This window comes from Pseudorhizobium endolithicum (assembly GCF_902153245.2).
Classification (GTDB): Bacteria; Pseudomonadota; Alphaproteobacteria; order Rhizobiales; family Rhizobiaceae; genus Neorhizobium; species Neorhizobium endolithicum.
In genome coordinates this window covers 357061-375743 of the sequence record NZ_CABFWF030000001.1, presented here as the reverse complement: position 1 = coordinate 375743, position 18683 = coordinate 357061, and the positions used below count along the sequence as shown (strand labels likewise).

The window sequence follows — 18683 nt, the reverse complement described above, 5'->3', positions numbered from 1 at the left end:
AGACAGAAACGAGTGGCAGGATCACTCAGCCGGTGGGGTTAGAGACTGATCATCGCACTGTAAACCTCCTCCAGCGCCTCAGCCTCCCGGCGAAGGGCGAAGTTTGCCTGCACGTGCTCCAGCCCCTTGCGGCCATGCTCTTGTGCCAGGCGGGGATTTGCCAGGTAGGGACGTATCGCGTCGCGCAGGGCCTCGTAGTTTCCGGCGGGGACGACCGCACCCGTCTCGCCAATAGCGATCTGCTCGGAATAGGCACCGGCATCGCTTGCGACCACGGCGGTCTGGGAGGCCATGGCTTCCAGAGGGGTGAGCCCGAAGCCCTCGTTGCGGGAGGGGGCGACGTAGAGCGTCAGGCGGCGGTACCAGGGCTTGATGTCGTCGACCTCGCCCAGAAACCGGATACGGTCGGACAGGCCGGCAGCCGCGACGGCAGCCTTCAATTCTTCCCCGAAGGCGTGGTGCTCGGCGGTAACGCGGCCGCAGACAACTGCCGTCCAGTCCGGATGCTGCGGCAGGAGTTCGATCATGGCGCGGACGAAAAGGTCCGTTCCCTTCTGATGGCGGACGCGCCCGAAGCAGCCGATCAGGTACCGTCCGGGCAATCCGGTCGCGGCCATCGCATCGTCCGCTGATCGAGGAGGATGGAAGACCTCGAGATCGATTCCATGGCGGATCACCGTGTGCGGCACTTCCAGGAAGGAGCCGGAGCGCGCGCTCGTCGCCACCACCGCATCCATGTTGCGGATCAGCCATTTCGTGTACCGCGAATGCTTGCGCTGTGCGGCCGAGGTGAACAGGAGCTTCAGCGGCATGCGCAGCACGGACCGCATCAGGATGCCGGGCAACATCTCAGTGTTACGGCGGGCAGGCCAGACCCGCCAGCGGGCTTGCTCGGGCCGCCGCCAGAGCGCGGGAAGCTGCCTCCATAGCATCTTCGGCAGGTGGTCGGGAAGGCCGGGGCCGAGGGTAACGATGCCGCGGCCGAGCCGCACCTGTTCGGGGACGAGTTGCACGACAGTCGAAGTCACGCCGGAAAGGCGCCGCTTGAAGTGCGGCGCAATCACGGTGATGTGGCGCAGGGACACCAATGGGGCCGTCAGCCCCAGCTGACGGAGAGGATCTCGTAGCCCTTGGCGCCCCCGGGTGCGTTCACCTCGATCGAATCGCCGACCTCCTTGCCGATCATGGCACGGGCGATGGGGGAGGAGACGGAGATGCGGCCCGCCTTCACGTCGGCTTCTTGGTCGCCGACGATCTGGTAGGTCTTCTCCTCGTCGGTATCCTCGTCGACAAGCTTGACGGTGGCGCCGAACTTGATCTTGGAGCCGGACATCTTCGACAGGTCGATGACCTCGGCGCGGGCGATCAGGTCCTCGAGCTCGGTGATGCGGCCCTCGTTGTGGCTCTGGGCTTCCTTGGCCGCATGGTATTCGGCGTTTTCCGAAAGGTCGCCATGGGCGCGCGCCTCGGCGATCGCCTCGATGATGCGGGGACGCTCCTCCTGTTGGCGCCAGCGCAGTTCCTCCTGCAACTGGTTGAAGCCGTTCTGCGTCATCGGTACCTTTTCGACCATTTCCTTGTCCTTCGCGAGTGGACGCGCCGGGCGCGGCCACAAAAAGAAACAGGTTCCGGAGTGAAACTTCGGAACCATCCACACAGCTAAATTTCGGGAACTATAGCAGAGGACGATCTGCGATTTCCAGCATTTTCGAAATAGGCGCGGCAGGGCCGGTTTCAACACCGTTCTCTTCGTCGACACGCGAATGGTTGACTGGCGGAGCCGGAACATATAGTGAACAAGCTAATGAAGAAGTCGCTCAAAGAACGCCTGGCCATCCTGTCCGATGCTGCGAAATACGATGCGTCCTGCGCCTCGAGCGGTACCGCCCGCCGCCATTCCGGCGCGTCGGGAGGCCTCGGCTCTACCGAAGGCTCCGGCATCTGTCATGCATATGCCCCGGACGGGCGGTGCATCTCGCTCCTGAAGATCCTGCTCACGAACTTCTGTATCTACGACTGCGCCTATTGCATCAACCGATCTTCCAGCAATGTCGAACGAGCGCGTTTTTCGGTGGAGGAGGTGATCTGGCTGACGCTGGAATTTTACCGCCGCAACTATATCGAGGGCCTTTTCCTGTCCTCCGGCATCATCCGCTCCTCCGACCACACGATGGAGGAAATGGTGCGGATCGCGCGGGAGTTGCGCACCACCCATAACTTCCGCGGCTATATCCATCTCAAGTCGATTCCCGAAGCGTCGCCGCATCTCATCGAGGAGGCGGGGCTTTACGCTGACCGCCTGTCGCTCAACATCGAACTGCCGACCGATGCCGGCATCACCCGCTATGCGCCTGAAAAGCGGCCGGACAGCATCCGCCGGTCGATGGGGGAGTTGCGCCTCAAGATCGAGGAGATGAGCGAGCCGACCATGCAGACGAAGCGGGTGCGGAGGTTCGCGCCGGCCGGCCAGAGCACGCAGATGATCGTCGGCGCGGACGGAGCCAATGACGCGACCATCCTCGGCACGAGCGCACGCCTCTATGGCAGCTACGGCCTCAAGCGCGTCTACTATTCGGCCTTCAGCCCGATCCCAGATTCGTCGAAGAACCTGCCGCTCATCAAGCCGCCGCTGATGCGTGAGCATCGGCTCTACCAGGCGGATTGGCTTTACCGCTTCTACGGCTTCGAGATCGGCGAGATTACGTCGGCGCGGCCGGACGGAATGCTCGATCTGGACCTTGACCCGAAGCTTGCCTGGGCGCTCCGGCATCGGGAGCGGTTTCCCGTGGACATCAACCGGGCGGAGCGGGAAATGCTGCTTCGGGTGCCGGGGCTCGGCACCAAGACGGTAAAGGCGATCATCGCGGCGCGCCGCTTCTCCCGGCTCCGGCTCGACGACCTGAAGCGGCTCGGTGTGTCGTTGCGCAAGGTTCAGCCGTTCATCACGGCGGAAGGGTGGACGCCGCACCGGCTGGTTGACCGGCCGGACCTGCGGGCGATGTTCGAGCCGAAGCCGGAACAACTGTCGCTGCTTTGATGTACACGATCACGTTGAAGGGCAGGGGAGATCTGGAGGAGTGGCGGGATGCTGCGCGGGCACTGCTGCAGGGTGGGGTGCGGCCGGAGCAGATCCTCTGGCGCACCTTGGAGCAGGAAAGAAGCCTTTTCGCAGCAGCGCCCGCCGATCTTCCGCCGGCATTGCCTCACGACGGTTCCATCACCGTTTCTTCCGATTTCCTGAAGCTCGCCGCTACCGTGGTCTGCCACAGCGATCCGGCGCGGTTTTCGCTGCTCTACCGGCTCCTTTTCCGGCTGAGCCGCAATCGCCAGCTGCTTTCGATGGCCGCCGATGCGGATGTCGTGGCGGCACGGCAGATGGCGAAGTCGGTGGGGCGCGACTATCACAAGATGACGGCCTTTGTGCGCTTCAAGGAACTGCGGTTGCCACCCGATACGGCGGCGCGCCGGCAGTTCGTGGCCTGGTTCGAGCCGGATCATTACATTGTCGAGCGGGTAGCACCCTTCTTCCAGCGCCGGTTCAACGACATGGACTGGCTGATCGCCACGCCGAAGGGATCCGCCTCCTGGGACGGCCGGACGCTGCGGACGACGGAGGAGCCGGCGGAAAAGCCTGATCTCCAGGATGACACCGACGATCTCTGGCGGACCTACTATGCCTCGATCTTCAACCCGGCGCGGTTGAAGGTGAAGGCCATGACGGCGGAGATGCCGAAGAAATACTGGAGGAACCTGCCGGAAGCCGAGCTCATTCCGCAACTGATCGCCGGGGCGGAATCAAGCGTCTTGCAGATGGCGGAGCGGGCCGCCAGCGAGCCGCAACCGTTCCATCACCGGCTCCAGGCGGTTGCCGCACGTCAGCCGCAGCCGGAACCTTTGTCGGCGGGAACGCTCGCGGCGCTGAAGGAGGAAGCGCGCCATTGCACACGCTGCGACCTGCATTGCCGGGCCACGCAGACGGTGTTCGGGGAGGGGCCGGCGGAGGCGAAGGTCATGATCGTCGGCGAGCAGCCGGGCGATCAGGAGGACCTAGCGGGCGTGCCGTTTGTAGGTCCCGCGGGACAAGTGTTTAACGAGGCGATCCGTCACGCAGGGCTTGACCGCCAAGCGCTCTACGTGACCAATGCCGTCAAGCACTTCAAGTATGAGCCGCGCGGCAAGCGACGCATCCACCAGAAGCCGAACCAGAGCGAGATCCAGCAGTGCCGCTGGTGGCTGACCCGGGAGATCGAGCTGGTGAAGCCGAAGCTGATCGTAGCAATGGGCGCGACGGCGCTCTATTCCCTGACCGATCAGAAGGAGCGGATCGAGGACGTGCGCAGCCGACCACTTCCCTTTCCGGACGGGCGGACGCTGTTCGTGACGGTGCATCCCTCCTATCTTCTCCGGATTCCGGATGCTGCGCGCAAAGCGGCGGAGCTCAGGCGCTTCCAAAAGGATATGGAATCCATTCAACGGCTTGTCGCGAGTTTCGCATCAATCGATTCAGCAAGCTCACCCTCTCCGTGAGCTAGCCGGTCTTTCCATAGCTGGCGGCGACAGGCTTCGATTCCGGCGACCCCCGGAAGCGCAGGAAGATCGACAGGACGACCAGAACGAGGGTCGACAGAAACTCGGACTGCCAGTTCTGGAAGGATTCGAACCAGAACTGCGCCGAAACGAGATGCTCGGCCACGGTCGTCGCCGGCTGATTGTGGCGCACGGCCTCCTCGCTGGCAGCCGCTGCGCTGTTGACGAGGTGGAGGATGAAGGAGGCGACGAAGAGCAGGGCGAGGACGATGCCGAGCGAATAGGAATAGAGGCCGCGGATCACTGGCCCCTGCCGCACGGGCCACGGGGCTTCCGGGTCGTCTTTATGGAGTACCGGATCCTCATCGACCTCCTCATGCGGTGTTTCCGGATCCTTCGATTCCGCCGAGCCTTTCTGGTAGAGAAAGGCGGTCAGGCAGACATACATGGCCATCTGCAGGAATTCGCTTTCCCAGTTTTCGAAGAGGGCGGACAGGAAATCGCCCGAGGTTGCATATTCCCAAAGAGGGGGTGGGAGGTCGCCGTGCTGCAAGGCTTCCTCCTGGCCGACGTGCCAGCCGCTGAAGAGCATGCCTATGAGCGTGAGGAGCGTTGCCAGGAGAAGGGCGATGCTGAGACCGTTGTTGCGCAAGAAGGTCATGTTCGAAACCCGCTGTGAAGCCGTGACCTCACCGGCTCGTGATGACCGGTGGTGGTGGGCTCTGGAACGTTTCCGCGGGCCGTCAGTTCCGCCGGAGGTCAAGTCGTCCGTTCCGGTACGTTCCAAACATGAAGGGAGGCGCCGCGGGTGCGGGCCTCCCTTGATGCAGGCGCGGGTTTCCGGCAGCGGCTCAGAAATAACTCTGCAGCGGCCGAACCTCGAGATTTCCGGCCTTGAGCGCCCGGATCGCCATGGCGGCGGCTTCGGCACCGGCCATGGTCGTGTAGTAGGGGACCTTCTGCATCAGCGTCGCGCGGCGCAGCGACTTCGAATCCGAGATCGCCTTGTTGCCGTCCGTCGTGTTGATGACGAGCTGGACCTGCCGGTTGCGGATCGCATCCTCGATGTGCGGACGGCCTTCCAGAACCTTGTTGATCTTCGTCGCGGCAATGCCCTGTTCGGCAAGGAAGCGCTGGGTGCCGCCGGTGGCGAGGACCTTGAAGCCGATTTCGGTCAGGATGCGGATTGCCGGCAGGACCCGCTGCTTGTCTTCATCGCGGACGGACACGAACACCGTGCCTTCCCGGGGGAGTTCGACGCCCGCACCCAGTTGCGACTTGGCGAAGGCCAAGGCGAAATCGGTATCGAGGCCGATGACTTCGCCGGTCGAGCGCATTTCAGGTCCGAGCAGGATATCGACGCCGGGGAAGCGGGCGAAGGGGAAGACGGCTTCCTTGACGGCGATGTGCTTCAGGTTGCGCGGGTCGGGCCTGGCGCCATAGGCGGTGATTGCCGCATCGAGCGTCTCGCCTGCCATGATGCGGGCGGCGATCTTGGCGATCGGAGCGCCGATGGTTTTCGCCACGAACGGCACAGTACGCGAAGCGCGGGGATTGACCTCCAGCACATAGATCGTGCCGTCCTTGATGGCGTACTGCACGTTCATCAGGCCGCCGACATTCAGCGCCTTGGCGAGTGCCGTCGTCTGGCGCTCCAGCTCGTCGACCGTCTCCTTCGACAGCGAGCGAGTGGGCAGCGAGCAGGCGGAGTCGCCCGAGTGGATACCGGCTTCCTCGATATGCTCCATGATGCCGGAGACGAAGACGTCCGTGCCGTCGCAGAGCGCGTCTACGTCCACTTCCACGGCGTTGGTCAGGTAGCTGTCGAAGAGCAGCGGGTTCTTGCCGAGCAGGGTGTTGATCTGGCCGGTCTTGTCGTTCGGGTAGCGCTGCTTGATGTCTTCCGGCACGAGGCCCGGAACCGTGTCGAGCAGATAGGTCTGCAGCATGGATTCCGAATGGATGATCTGCATCGCCCGGCCGCCGAGAACGTAGGACGGGCGCACGACCAGCGGGAAACCGATCTCGGCCGCGACGAGGCGCGCCTGCTCGACCGAGTACGCGATGCCGTTGTTCGGCTGGTTGAGGTCGAGCTTCATGAGAAGCTTCTGGAACCGGTCGCGGTCTTCGGCGAGGTCGATCATGTCCGGCGCGGTGCCGAGGATCGGGATGCCGTTCTTTTCCAACGCCTCGGCGAGCTTCAGTGGCGTCTGGCCGCCGAATTGGACGATCACGCCGACGACTTCACCTTTTTCCTGTTCCGCGCGCAGGATCTCGATCACGTCTTCTGCCGTGAGCGGCTCGAAATACAGGCGGTCGGAGGTGTCGTAGTCGGTCGACACGGTTTCCGGGTTGCAGTTGATCATGATCGCTTCATAGCCGGCATCCTTCAGCGCGAAGGCAGCGTGGCAGCAGCAATAATCGAACTCGATACCCTGGCCGATACGGTTCGGGCCGCCGCCGAGGATGACGACCTTCTTGGCGGTCGACACTTCGGCTTCCGAGCGAAGGGCACCGACGAACGGCGTCTCGTAGGTCGAGTACATGTAGGCCGTCGGCGACGCGAATTCGGCAGCGCAGGTGTCGATGCGCTTGAAGACCGGGCGGACGTTCAGGCCGTTGCGCAGTTCGGCGACTTCCTTGGGCCGCTTGCCGGAGAGGCTGGCGAGGCGCGCATCGGAAAAGCCCATGGCCTTCAGCATGCGCAGGTTCTCGGCGTCGGTCGGCAGGCCGTGCTCGCGGATGCGGGCCTCCATGTCGACGATCGCCTTGAACTGGCTGATGAACCAGGGGTCGATCTTGCAGCCCTCGTGGACATCGGCTTCCGACATGCCCATGCGCAGCGCCTGGACGACCATGCGCAGCCGGTCCGGCGTCGGGGTGCCGATCGCGGCGCGGATGGCATTGTTGGCGTTCTCGCCGTCCTCAAGGCCGGGGATCTCGATTTCGTCGAGGCCGGTCAGCCCCGTTTCGAGGCCGCGCAGCGCCTTCTGCAGGGATTCTGCGAAGGTACGGCCGATCGCCATGACCTCGCCGACCGACTTCATCGCGGTGGTCAGGGTCGGCTCGGCGCCCGGGAATTTTTCGAAGGCGAAGCGCGGGATCTTGGTGACGACGTAGTCGATCGACGGCTCAAAGGAGGCAGGTGTCGCGCCACCGGTGATATCGTTTTCCAGTTCGTCCAGCGTGTAGCCGACGGCGAGCTTGGCGGCGACCTTGGCGATCGGGAAGCCGGTCGCCTTCGATGCGAGTGCGGACGAGCGGGATACGCGCGGGTTCATCTCGATGACGACGAGGCGGCCGTCCTTCGGGTTGACGGCGAACTGGACGTTGGAGCCGCCCGTCTCGACGCCGATCTCGCGCAGCACCGCGATCGAGGCGTTGCGCATCATCTGGTATTCCTTGTCCGTCAGCGTCAGCGCCGGCGCGACCGTGATGGAATCGCCGGTGTGGACGCCCATCGGATCGATGTTCTCGATGGAGCAGATGATGATGCAGTTGTCCGCCTTGTCGCGGATCACCTCCATCTCGTATTCCTTCCAGCCGAGCACCGACTCCTCGATCAGTACTTCGGTCGTGGGGGAAGCATCGAGCCCGCCCGAAACGATCTCGAAGAACTCGGAGCGATTGTAGGCGATGCCGCCGCCGGTGCCGCCGAGCGTGAAGGACGGACGGATGATGGCGGGAAGGCCCACAACGTCCAGCGCCTGCGCGGCAATCGCCATGGCGTGGCTCATGTAGCGTTGCTTGCGGTCGGTTTCGCCGAGGTTCCACTGGTTCTCGAGCTCGTCGAGCGCCTTGTCGAGTTCGGCGCCGGACAAGGTCTCGCGCAGCTTGGCGCGTTCGGCCTCGTGCGCCTTGCGGTCGGCATCCTTGATGTCGGTGGCGTTGGCGAGCATGGAGCGCGGTGTCTCCAGCCCGATCTTGGCCATCGCCTCGCGGAAGAGGGCGCGGTCCTCGGCCTTGTCGATCGCCGCGGGCTTCGCCCCGATCATCTCGACATTGTAGCGGTCGAGCACGCCCATGCGCTTGAGGGAGAGCGCCGTGTTGAGGGCCGTCTGCCCGCCCATGGTCGGCAGCAGGGCGTCCGGGCGTTCCTTGGCGATGATCTTGGCGACGACCTCCGGCGTGATCGGCTCGACATAGGTGGCGTCGGCCAAACCCGGATCGGTCATGATCGTCGCCGGGTTGGAGTTGACGAGGATGACGCGGTAGCCTTCCTCCTTCAGGGCCTTGCAGGCCTGGGTGCCGGAATAGTCGAATTCGCAGGCCTGGCCGATAACGATCGGACCCGCGCCGATGATGAGGATCGATTTCAAATCTTGGCGCTTGGGCATGATCTCTTTCCGCTATTTCCGGCTGCGCGAAAAACCGGCCAGGGTGGGAGATCACCGGCCGGGCGCGCGAGCATGGTCTTTTGAGGCTAGACGCGGCTTATAGGCAAATGTCTTGATGAACGGAACCCCTGAATCTGGAAATCGACAGGAATTCGGCGTCCTGCAGCAGAGAGGGCGCACAAAAATGCACCCCGGGCCGTACCGGGTTGCGATGTATCGCCATGGACAGGGTGGCGGCGCCGGAATAGACCAGCAGTTTGCGACCACACAGAAAATTGCCCGCCGATATGCTCAAAGGAGACATCATGGCCGATGCCACGTCCAAGCCAATCGGCAAACCGCATGTCGCGCCGGAGAAGACGGTTCTGCCGATCATTCTCGCGGCGAGCTTCTGCCATATGCTCAACGACATCATGCAGTCGATGATCTCGGCGATCTACCCCATGTTGAAAGCCGACTTCAATCTCGACTTCTGGCAGATCGGCATGCTGACGCTCGCATTCCAGTGCACGGCTTCGTTGCTGCAGCCCGTCATCGGCACCATCACGGACAGGAAGCCCTATCCCTATTCGCTGCCGGTCGGCATGGGATCGACCTTCATCGGGCTTATCCTGCTTGCCTGGTCCCAGTCGTACGGGATGCTGGTCATTGCCGCAGGGCTTGTCGGGATCGGGTCGGCGGTCTTCCATCCCGAAGCCTCCCGCGTGGCGCGCCTGGCGGCCGGAGGGCGCTACGGCTTCGCCCAGGCGACGTTCCAGGTCGGCGGCAATTTCGGTCAGTCGATCGGGCCGCTGCTGGCGGCCTTCCTGATCGTGCCGAACGGGCAGGGCAGCGTTGCCTGGTTCTCCGGCATCGCTCTGCTCGGGATCGTCGTCCTGACCTGGATCGCGCGCTGGTACAAGGCGCACATGATGGCCAACAAAGGACGCAAGAAGGCACTTCACGCCCACAGTCTTCCTAGACGCGCGGTAGTGATTGCGCTCGTGGTTCTGACGATCCTGACCTTCTCCAAGAATTCCTATATGGCCTCGATCAGCAGCTACTACACCTTCTTCGTGATCGAGCGCTTCGGCGTGTCCGTGCAGCAGTCCCAAATCATGCTGTTCGTCTTCCTGGGGGCGGTGGCGCTCGGCACCGTCGTCGGGGGACCTGTCGGCGACCGGTTCGGCTCCAAGGTCGTCATCTGGATCTCCATCCTCGGCGTGCTGCCCTTCACGCTCGCAATGCCCTATGCCAACCTGCCGATGACGATCCTGCTCTCGGCGATCACCGGCTTCCTCATGGCCTCGTCCTTCCCGGCCATCGTCGTCATGGCGCAGGAACTGGTGCCGGGACGGGTAGGCATGATCGCCGGCATCTTCTTCGGCATCGCCTTTGGCGTGGGCGGAATAGCCGCCGCCCTGCTCGGGGTGCTGGCGGACCGTCACGGTATCTCGACCGTCTATACCATCTGCGCCTTCCTGCCGGCACTCGGGCTGCTGACCGTCTTTCTTCCGGGAAAGCGGGCCTTGCGGGTGGCGTGAGAGGGATCGTCTTCACGCGCCCCGCGTTGTATCGTCCTAAGAAAGCCCGGAGGAGAACATCAGATGGAATGGAGAGGTCGCCGCCAGTCGAGCAATATCGAGGACCGGCGCGGAGCGGGAGGGCGCAATCCCTTCGGCCGCGGCGGCCTGCGCATCCCCGTCGGACGCGGCGGCGTGCGGCGGGCCGGGGGCGGCATCGGCATCGGCGGGATCATCCTGATCCTGATCATCTCCTGGGTCCTCGGCATAAACCCGCTGACGCTCCTGTCCGGCGGGGACATGGGCCTCGATGGGGGCGGCTACGAGCAGCAGCAGACCGGCACCTCGACGCCCGCAAACGACGAGATGACCGCCTTCGTGCGAACCGTACTGGCGGAAACGGAAGATACGTGGAGCGGCATCTTCCAGGCGAGCGGCGAGGACTACCGGGAGCCGACCCTCGTTCTCTTCTCGGGACAAGTGCAGTCGGCTTGCGGCTTCGCATCGTCGGCTACCGGGCCCTTCTACTGCCCCGGCGATCAGAAGGTCTACCTCGATACCGCCTTCTTCCAGGAACTTGACCGACAGTTCGGCGCCGCCGGCGATTTCGCGGAGGCTTACGTGATTGCCCATGAGGTCGGCCATCACGTGCAGAACCTGATCGGCGTCTTGCCGCGCTTCAACCAGGCGCGCCAGCGGATGAGCGAGGTGGAGGCCAACCAGATGTCGGTGCGCGTCGAGCTGCAGGCGGATTGCTTCGCAGGCGTGTGGGGCAAGTTCACCGACCAGAAAGGCATCCTCGAACAGGGTGACCTGGAGGAGGCGCTCAACGCGGCGCAGCAGATCGGCGACGATACGCTGCAGAAGCGCAGCCAGGGCTATGTCGTTCCCGAGAGCTTCAACCATGGTACGTCGGCGCAGCGGATGGAATGGTTCCGCCGCGGCTTCGAAAGCGGCGACGTCAACGCCTGCGATACCTTCTCCGCCGACCTCTAGCCGACATGGAGGAGGCCGCATGCAGACTTCCGCATGCGGCCTGTCTCCGTTCCGGCTTCGTGCCGCGAAGGTTCCGTTACATCATCAACATTCTTGGCGGGAGCATCAAAAACATTGAATGTTCTCGTATTGTTTCCTTTTTCTCGGGCGGCTATGTAGGCTGCCTGACGAGCCGCTCGTCTTTCCGGAGAGGATTTTGTTGAGAGACGCGCCATGCTTGATCCCAAATTCGTCCGGCGGGGGCTTTTCCTCGTCTTCATGATCCTCTTCCTCGATATCATCGGGATCGCGATCATCATGCCGGTACTTCCGGCCTTCCTTCAGGAACTCACCGGCGACAGCGTCAGTGACGCAGCGGTGGACGGCGGCTGGCTGCTGCTGATCTACTCGGCGATGCAGTTCCTGTTCGCTCCGCTCCTCGGCAACCTCAGCGACCGCTTCGGCCGCCGGCCGATCCTGCTGCTCTCGGTCCTTACCTTTGCGCTCGACAATTTCATCTGCGCGATCGCCACCGGCTACTGGATGCTGTTCCTCGGCCGGGTACTCGCGGGCATCAGCGGCGGCAGCTTCGCGACCTGTTCGGCCTATATCGCCGATATCAGCAACGACGAGAACCGGGCCAAGAACTTCGGGCTGATCGGAATTGCCTTCGGCGTCGGCTTTACCGTGGGGCCGGTGATCGGCGGGTTTCTCGGGGAGTTCGGCCCCCGCGTGCCGTTCTTCGGCGCGGCGGCCCTTTCGTTCGTCAACTTCGTCGCTGCATGGTTCCTGCTGCCCGAGACGCTGGACGCCGCCAATCGCCGGCGGTTCGACTGGCGGCGCGCCAATCCTCTGGGAGCGCTGAAGCAGATGCGCCACTATCCGGGGATCGGCGCAGTGCTGACCGTGCTGTTCCTGTACTGGCTGGCACATGCGGTCTACCCTTCTGTCTGGGCGTTCGTCTCGGCCTATCGCTATGGCTGGAGCGAAGGAGAGATTGGCCTTTCGCTCGGCCTGTTCGGCATCTGTGCGGCGGTGGTGATGGCGACCGTCCTGCCACGCATCGTGCCGGTGCTGGGCGAGTGGCGGACGGCCCTGCTGGGCCTGAGCTTCGCGTGCATCGGCCTTCTCGGCTACGCGCTCGCCTGGGAAGGCTGGATGGTCTACGCGGTGATCCTCCTGACGACCATCGAGAACGTGGCGGACCCGCCGTTGCGAAGCATCGCTGCCGGTAAGGTCCCGCCGTCCGCGCAGGGGGAACTGCAGGGGGCGATGACGAGCATCACCAGCCTGACGACGATCATCGGTCCGCTGATCTTCACCCAGGTGTTCAGCAGTTCTACGGGAGAAGGCGCCCCCATCGAGTTCGCGGGTGCTGCTTACCTCCTGGCAGCGGGATTCATCCTTCTGGCCGCCCTCGTGCTGGCGCGCAGGATTACCCCCGACCGGGAAACCGCCAAGAGCTCAACCATCACCTATGGTGAAGTATAGGCCACAAATATTTCTGGGCCGCCGGCTTGGCTTGCCGGTGGCCAGGGGCTGATCTAAAGCTTCCGGGATCGCCGCTCGCCATGCCCGCAAGCGGCTTTTTTCGTCTGGAGAACCGTCATGTCGAGCCTCTCTGCTTCCGCGGCTTCCTCTGTGCAGGCCAATTCATGGGGGCATCATATCCGGTCGACCATCGGTCTCGGCATCCCCTTCGTCGGGGCGCAACTGGCCCAGATGGCCATCAATACCACCGACGTGATCATGGTGGGCTGGCTCGGCACGCTGGAACTTGCGGCCGTGGTTCTTGCAAGCCAGATGTTCTTCATCGTGTTCATCTTCGGCTCCGGGTTCGCGGCCGCAGTCGTGCCCATGGTGGCGCATGCGATGGGGCAGGGGGACGTGACTTCGGTCCGACGTGCGGTGCGGATGGGGATCTGGGTGGTTCTCTGCTATGGGCTGCTGACGACGCCGATCCTGTTCTTTGCAAAACCGATCCTGATGATGCTCGGCCAGGACGAACAGGTCTCCGCTCTCGCCCAGGCCTATCTGCGTGTTGCCGTGTGGGGGATTTTCCCGGCCCTGACACTGATGGTGCTGCGCAGCTTCCTCAGCGGGTTGGAGCGGGGAAGCATCATCCTCTACGTGACGATCGGCATGTTTCTGACCAATGCCGTCCTGAACTACGCCTTGATCTTCGGAAACTTCGGCGCACCGGCCTGGGGTCTCGTGGGCGCGGCGGTCGGATCCGTCTGTGCCAGCACTTTCGGCTGCGTCGCGATGATCCTCTACATCAACAGCCAGGCAGAGACGCGGGCCTATGAATTGTTCGTTCGGTTCTGGCGGGCAGACTGGGGGGCGATCCGCGAGAACTTGTGGCTCGGACTGCCAATCAGCTTTACGATCCTGGCCGAGACGAGTCTGTTTGCCGGGGCCTCGCTGATGATCGGCACGATCGGAACGATGGAACTGGCTGCCCACGGGATCGCGCTCCAACTGGCGTCCATCGCCTTCATGATACCGCTGGGCCTGGCACAGGTGGCGACGGTCCGCGTCGGACTTGCCTACGGGCGCGGGGACATGCAGGGCGTGCACAAGGCGGCCATCACGGTGCTGCTGGTCAGCCTTTGCTTCTCCATCTGCGGCAGCGCGCTGTTTGCCCTCTTTCCGCGCGCGCTGGGATCGTTCTTTCTGGACACCGACAGGGTAGATGCCGTGGCGGTGCTCGATTTTGCGGCCTCGCTCATCGTCATCGCCGGCATTTTCCAGATGGCGGACGGGCTGCAGGCGGTGGGGGCGGGTCTGCTGCGAGGGCTCAAGGACACGACGATTCCGATGATCCTGGCACTGATCGCCTATTGGCCGATCGGCTTTGCCTGTGCCTGGATCTTCGCGTTTCCGCTGGAATATGGCGGTGCGGGCGTCTGGTTCGGCTTCGTCACCGGTCTTGCGGCGGCGGCGGCCATGCTCTGCGGACGCTTCTATCTTCTGGTGCGTCGGAAATGAGAAGGCCCGCGCGCGGGCCTTCGGGAGAGATCAGCGCTCGGCGACTGCCGGTTCGCCCTTGCGCTCGCGCACCATGTTGATGAAGCGCCGGAAGAGGTAATGGCTGTCCTGTGGGCCGGGGGAGGCCTCCGGGTGGTGCTGAACGGAGAAGACCGGCTTGCCGCTGACGCGCAGTCCGCAGTTGGAACCGTCGAACAGGGAAACGTGAGTCTCCTCAACGCCTTCCGGCAACGAGCTCGAGTCGACCGCGAAGCCGTGGTTCATGGAGACGATCTCGACCTTGCCGGTGGTGTAGTCCTTCACGGGATGATTGCCGCCGTGGTGACCCTGGTGCATCTTCGTCGTCTTCGCTCCGAGCGCGAGGCCCAGCATCTGATGGCCGAGGCAGATGCCGAAGGTGGGGATGTCCTTGTTGAGCACCCCGCGGATCATCGGCACGGCATATTCACCGGTTGCCGCAGGGTCACCGGGACCATTCGACAGGAAGACGCCGTCGGGGTTGAGCGCCATGATGTCTTCGGCTGAAGTCTCGGCCGGAACAACCGTCACCTTGCAGTCAAGGCCCGCAAAGAGCCGCAGGATGTTGCGCTTCACGCCGTAATCGACGCAGACGATGTGATACTTCGCCTCGGCCGGATCCGCTTCACCATATCCCTCGTTCCAGACCCACGGCGTCTGCGTCCAGTGCGAAGACTGGCCGGACGTCGCTTCCTTCGCAAGGTCGAGGCCTTCGATGCCGCTCCAGGCGCGGGCCTCGGCCTTGAGTGCCTCGATGTCGAAGACGCCGTTCGGATCATGGGTGATAACGGCATTCGGTGCGCCGTTCTCCCGGATCCAGGCGGTGAGGGCACGCGTATCGATGCCCGACAGGCCGATGATCCCGCGGGATCTCAGCCAATCGTCCAGATGCTTTGCGGCGCGGTAGTTCGAGGGCTCGGTGATGTCGGCCTTGAAGATCACGCCGACGGCGCCCCGCCGCGCGGCGGGCGTCAGATCCTCGATGTCCTCGTCATTGGTGCCGATATTGCCGATATGGGGAAAGGTGAAGGTGAGTATCTGGCCGAGATAGGAGGGATCCGTCAGGATTTCCTGGTAGCCCGTGAGCGAGGTGTTGAAGCAGACTTCCGCCGTCGCCTTGCCGGTTGCTCCGACGCCGATGCCTTCGATGACCGTGCCGTCCGCGAGAACGAGAACGGCGGTGGGTTTCTTGCTGGTCCAAGGGGAGGTCGCGGTCATCTCTATCCTTCCGCCCTGCCGGCCCGCCACTTGAAGTCGCAGGAAAACAGGGCCATCTATGGTCGCAGAAAAAGGCGCGCAGGACGACCCGCGCAGCCTGAATACTTAAATCTCGTGCAGGTGCCGGAAAATAGACAAAGCGCGCGGAGCGGTCAATGTCGACCTCGTCCTTTCTACATGGGAATCTGCTCCCATGAAATTCAAGGGCTTGGCGGATTTGATTTGATCGCAGCCGAATGCTTGTCTATGAGGGCCGCCCGAATGACAAGGAAAAGCCGCAATTCATATACCAGCGACGGCTTTCCGAAGGAGCAGAGACAATGATGCGAGACAAGCTCGCCAATGCCTTGAAAGAGGCGATGAAGGCCAAGGACAGCCGTCGCCTTTCCACCGTGCGTCTCATCCAGACGGCGATCAAGGATCGGGATATCGCCCATCGCGGTGCCGGCAAGGATCCGGTCGGCGATGACGAGATCATGCAGATCCTGCAGAAGATGGTGAAGCAGCGCGAGGAATCGGCCAAGATCTACGAAGAGGCCGGCCGCGCCGAACTCGCCACGCAGGAGCGCGAGGAAATCGACGTCATCAAGAGTTTCATGCCGGAACAGCTGCCGGAGGAAAAGGTCCGCCAGCTCTGCCAGTCCGTCATCAGCGAGACAGGCGCACAGGGCCTGCGCGACATGGGCAAGTGCATGAACGCGCTGAAGGAAAAGTATCCGGGCCAGATGGACTTTGCCAAGGCCTCCGGGATGGTGAAGGAATTGCTGAAGTAACTAGCAGCCTCCAGTGATCTAAAAGGCGGGGCCGCACCGGGTCCCGCCTTTCTCGTTTCGAGGCGTATGGAGCCTGTGGAAACCGTGTATCATTCCGGTCATGGTGGATTGCTGCATCGGCAGGCTCTATAGAAGAGGCCTGCCTCGAGGTCATAATGCGCTTCTCCAACAGCTTTCTCGACGAGATCCGGGACCGGGTGCCGATATCGGCAGTCGTCGGACGCCGCGTGACGTGGGATCGCAAGAAAACCAACGTCTCGCGCGGCGACTACTGGGCCTGTTGCCCCTTCCACGGCGAAAAGAGCCCCAGTTTCCATTGTGAAGACCGCAAGGGCCGCTACCACTGCTTCGGCTGCGGAGTGTCCGGCGATCATTTCCGCTTCCTGACCGAACTTGAGGGGATGAGCTTTCCGGAGGCGGTGCAGCAGATCGCCGACATGGCGGGTGTCGCGCTGCCGCAACCCGATCCGCAGGCGGAGCGGCGCGAGAAGGAGCGGACGTCTCTCCTCGACGTGATGGAGATGGCGACGCGGTTCTTCCAGGACCAGTTGCAGAGCGCTGCCGGCGCCAAGGCGCGGGCCTATCTGCGGGACAGGGGACTGACCGGCAGGACCATCGAAACCTTCCGGCTGGGCTATGCGCCCGAGAGCCGCAATGCCCTCAAGGAGCATCTGGCGGGCAAGGGTGTGCCGAAGGAGCAGATCGAGGCCTGCGGCCTGGTCGTGCACGGGGAGGGGATTGCCGTCTCCTACGACCGGTTCCGTGACCGCATCATGTTCCCGATCCTCTCGGCGCGCGAAAGGGTCATCGCCTTCGGCGGGCGTGCCATGTCACCGGATGCGCCGGCGAAATATCTCAATTCCAACGAGACCGAACTCTTCCACAAGGGGCAGGTGCTCTACAATGTCGCCCGTGCACGGCGTGGTGCCCAAGGACGGGCCGGCGAGCGCGACAGTGCCGCGGTCATCGCCGTCGAAGGTTACATGGACGTGATCGCGCTGCATCAGGCAGGGGTCGAGAACGCGGTGGCCCCGCTCGGAACGGCACTCACGGAAAACCAGCTCGACCTGCTCTGGAGGATGTCCCCGGAGCCGATCCTGTGCTTTGACGGCGATGGCGCGGGCATGCGGGCTGCAAATCGTGCAGCCGACCTCGCGCTGCCATTCCTCAAGCCCGGCCGGTCGGTCCGGTTCACCCTGCTTCCGGAGGGCAAGGATCCGGACGATCTCGTCCGGCACGAGGGGCGGGCGCCCTTCGACCGGGTGCTGGCTGAGGCGAGGCCGCTGGCGGAAATGATCTGGATGCGCGAGACCGCAGGCGCCAGCTTCGATACGCCCGAAAGGCGCGCCGAGCTTGAGGCGCGGCTGAAGCAGGTCGTGTCCGTGATCGCGGACGAGAACGTTCGCCGACACTATCAGCAGGATGTCCGCGACCGTTTGAATGGGTTCTTCCAGGCGGCCGGGCGGGGAGGCGATCGGCGCCAGGCGTTCCAGCCGAGAGGCGGCAGGCAGGGACAGGCAGGCTCCCAGCGCGGCCCTGCCGTCCAGGGGCCGAGAGCAGCAGGCCGGGGCGTGGCCGTTTCGGATCGGCTGGCCCGCTCGGGGCTCGTGCGGGGGCACCGGGACCTGCCGGCGCTGCGCGAAAGCGTGCTGGCGCTTACCGTCGCGAACCATCCGCAACTCCTCCTCGAAGACTATGACGAGATTGCCGGCATCGAGTTCGAGAACCGCGACCTGCAGCGCTTCTGGTCCTGTCTTCTGACGGTGGCGGCCACGGCGGGCGCCGGGCTGGAGCGGCAGCATCTGAAGGAGCAACTCGAGGAAAACGGCTTCGAGGCGCTTCTGAAGTCCATGAACCAGCAGGTGCGCAATGCCCGCCTCTGGACCGCCACCGAGGAAGCGGACCTTCAGGACGTGGTGCAGGCCTATCGTCAGGCCTATGCGCTGCATTCCCGCAACAAGGAACTGCGATGGCAGAAGATCGAGCTGGAGCGGGAATTGGCAGAGGCCGGCCCCGATGAAATGGAGCGCGGCACGGCGCTCATCCGGGCTCTCTCGGAGGTTCAGATGGAAATTGCGCGGCTTGAAAACCAGGAGGCGATCATCGACGGCTTCGGTGTGATGTCCGGGCGGGTGAAGGGGCCGGCGATCAGCCACGGTTAGGCGAATCGGATGACGGTTCCGGCCGCGGGGGAACTCCTCGTTCCGAGATGCGGGAAGCCGGAGAACGCCCTTGTCATCCGGCCGTCACTGCCTACATATCGGGCGAAACGTGTGCGCGTAGCCCTAAAAGCCCTAGAGAGACGGTTTTTCCACTTTTCATAGGCTGGTCGCCTTAGAAAA

General features: G+C 63.5%; 13 protein-coding genes. 8 read left to right on the top strand and 5 right to left on the bottom strand.

The window, feature by feature from the left end:
• Nucleotides 1-38: 38 nt before the first annotated feature.
• Complete coding sequence (locus RTCK_RS01960; protein WP_142591189.1) at nt 39-1088, bottom strand: glycosyltransferase family 4 protein; 1050 nt, start codon at nt 1086-1088, stop codon at nt 39-41.
• Between the two features lie 8 nt (nt 1089-1096).
• Entirely contained in the window at nt 1097-1573 is a 477-nt protein-coding gene (greA, locus tag RTCK_RS01955) for a transcription elongation factor GreA (RefSeq protein WP_142520134.1), read from the bottom strand.
• Between the two features lie 231 nt (nt 1574-1804).
• Between greA and RTCK_RS01950 the strand changes: the two genes are divergently transcribed.
• Complete coding sequence (locus tag RTCK_RS01950) at nt 1805-3037, top strand: putative DNA modification/repair radical SAM protein (protein ID WP_142591444.1); 1233 nt, start codon at nt 1805-1807, stop codon at nt 3035-3037.
• Complete coding sequence (locus tag RTCK_RS01945; protein ID WP_142591187.1) at nt 3037-4527, top strand: UdgX family uracil-DNA binding protein; 1491 nt, start codon at nt 3037-3039, stop codon at nt 4525-4527. The genes RTCK_RS01950 and RTCK_RS01945 overlap by 1 nt, the downstream gene beginning before the upstream one ends.
• A gap of 1 nt (nt 4528) precedes the next feature.
• On the opposite strand, the gene RTCK_RS01940 is transcribed toward RTCK_RS01945, so the two are convergent.
• Nucleotides 4529-5188 (bottom strand): DUF6766 family protein, encoded by a 660-nt coding sequence (locus tag RTCK_RS01940; protein ID WP_142591185.1) that lies wholly within the window; start codon nt 5186-5188, stop codon nt 4529-4531.
• A 190-nt stretch (nt 5189-5378) separates the two neighbouring features.
• Nucleotides 5379-8864: a carbamoyl-phosphate synthase large subunit gene (carB, locus tag RTCK_RS01935; protein WP_142591184.1), complete on the bottom strand. Its 3486-nt coding sequence runs from the start codon at nt 8862-8864 to the stop codon at nt 5379-5381.
• Nucleotides 8865-9169: 305 nt separating this feature from the next.
• Here carB and RTCK_RS01930 point away from each other — a divergent pair, with 305 nt between their 5' ends.
• The 4 genes from RTCK_RS01930 (at nt 9170) to RTCK_RS01915 (ending at nt 14332) form a co-directional block, all read left to right on the top strand.
• Nucleotides 9170-10387: an MFS transporter gene (locus tag RTCK_RS01930; protein WP_142591182.1), complete on the top strand. Its 1218-nt coding sequence runs from the start codon at nt 9170-9172 to the stop codon at nt 10385-10387.
• Nucleotides 10388-10450: 63 nt separating this feature from the next.
• Nucleotides 10451-11362, top strand: coding sequence for a KPN_02809 family neutral zinc metallopeptidase (gene ypfJ / locus RTCK_RS01925; RefSeq protein ID WP_142591180.1), 912 nt, complete (start codon nt 10451-10453; stop codon nt 11360-11362).
• Between the two features lie 213 nt (nt 11363-11575).
• Entirely contained in the window at nt 11576-12832 is a 1257-nt protein-coding gene (locus RTCK_RS01920; RefSeq protein ID WP_142591179.1) for a TCR/Tet family MFS transporter, read from the top strand.
• Nucleotides 12833-12949: 117 nt separating this feature from the next.
• Nucleotides 12950-14332: an MATE family efflux transporter gene (locus tag RTCK_RS01915; protein ID WP_142591177.1), complete on the top strand. Its 1383-nt coding sequence runs from the start codon at nt 12950-12952 to the stop codon at nt 14330-14332.
• Nucleotides 14333-14362: 30 nt separating this feature from the next.
• Here the strand turns inward: RTCK_RS01915 and carA are convergent, their stop codons facing one another.
• The gene (carA, locus tag RTCK_RS01910) at nt 14363-15568 is read right to left on the bottom strand and encodes a glutamine-hydrolyzing carbamoyl-phosphate synthase small subunit (protein WP_142520142.1); all 1206 of its coding nucleotides are present in this window, start codon (nt 15566-15568) and stop codon (nt 14363-14365) included.
• A 323-nt stretch (nt 15569-15891) separates the two neighbouring features.
• On the opposite strand from carA, the gene RTCK_RS01905 reads away from it, so the two are divergent.
• The gene (locus RTCK_RS01905; protein ID WP_185927885.1) at nt 15892-16341 is read left to right on the top strand and encodes a GatB/YqeY domain-containing protein; all 450 of its coding nucleotides are present in this window, start codon (nt 15892-15894) and stop codon (nt 16339-16341) included.
• A 155-nt stretch (nt 16342-16496) separates the two neighbouring features.
• A complete protein-coding gene (gene dnaG, locus RTCK_RS01900) occupies nt 16497-18503 on the top strand; it encodes a DNA primase (protein ID WP_142591175.1) in 2007 nt (668 codons plus the stop codon).
• The last annotated feature ends 180 nt before the right edge of the window (nt 18504-18683 follow it).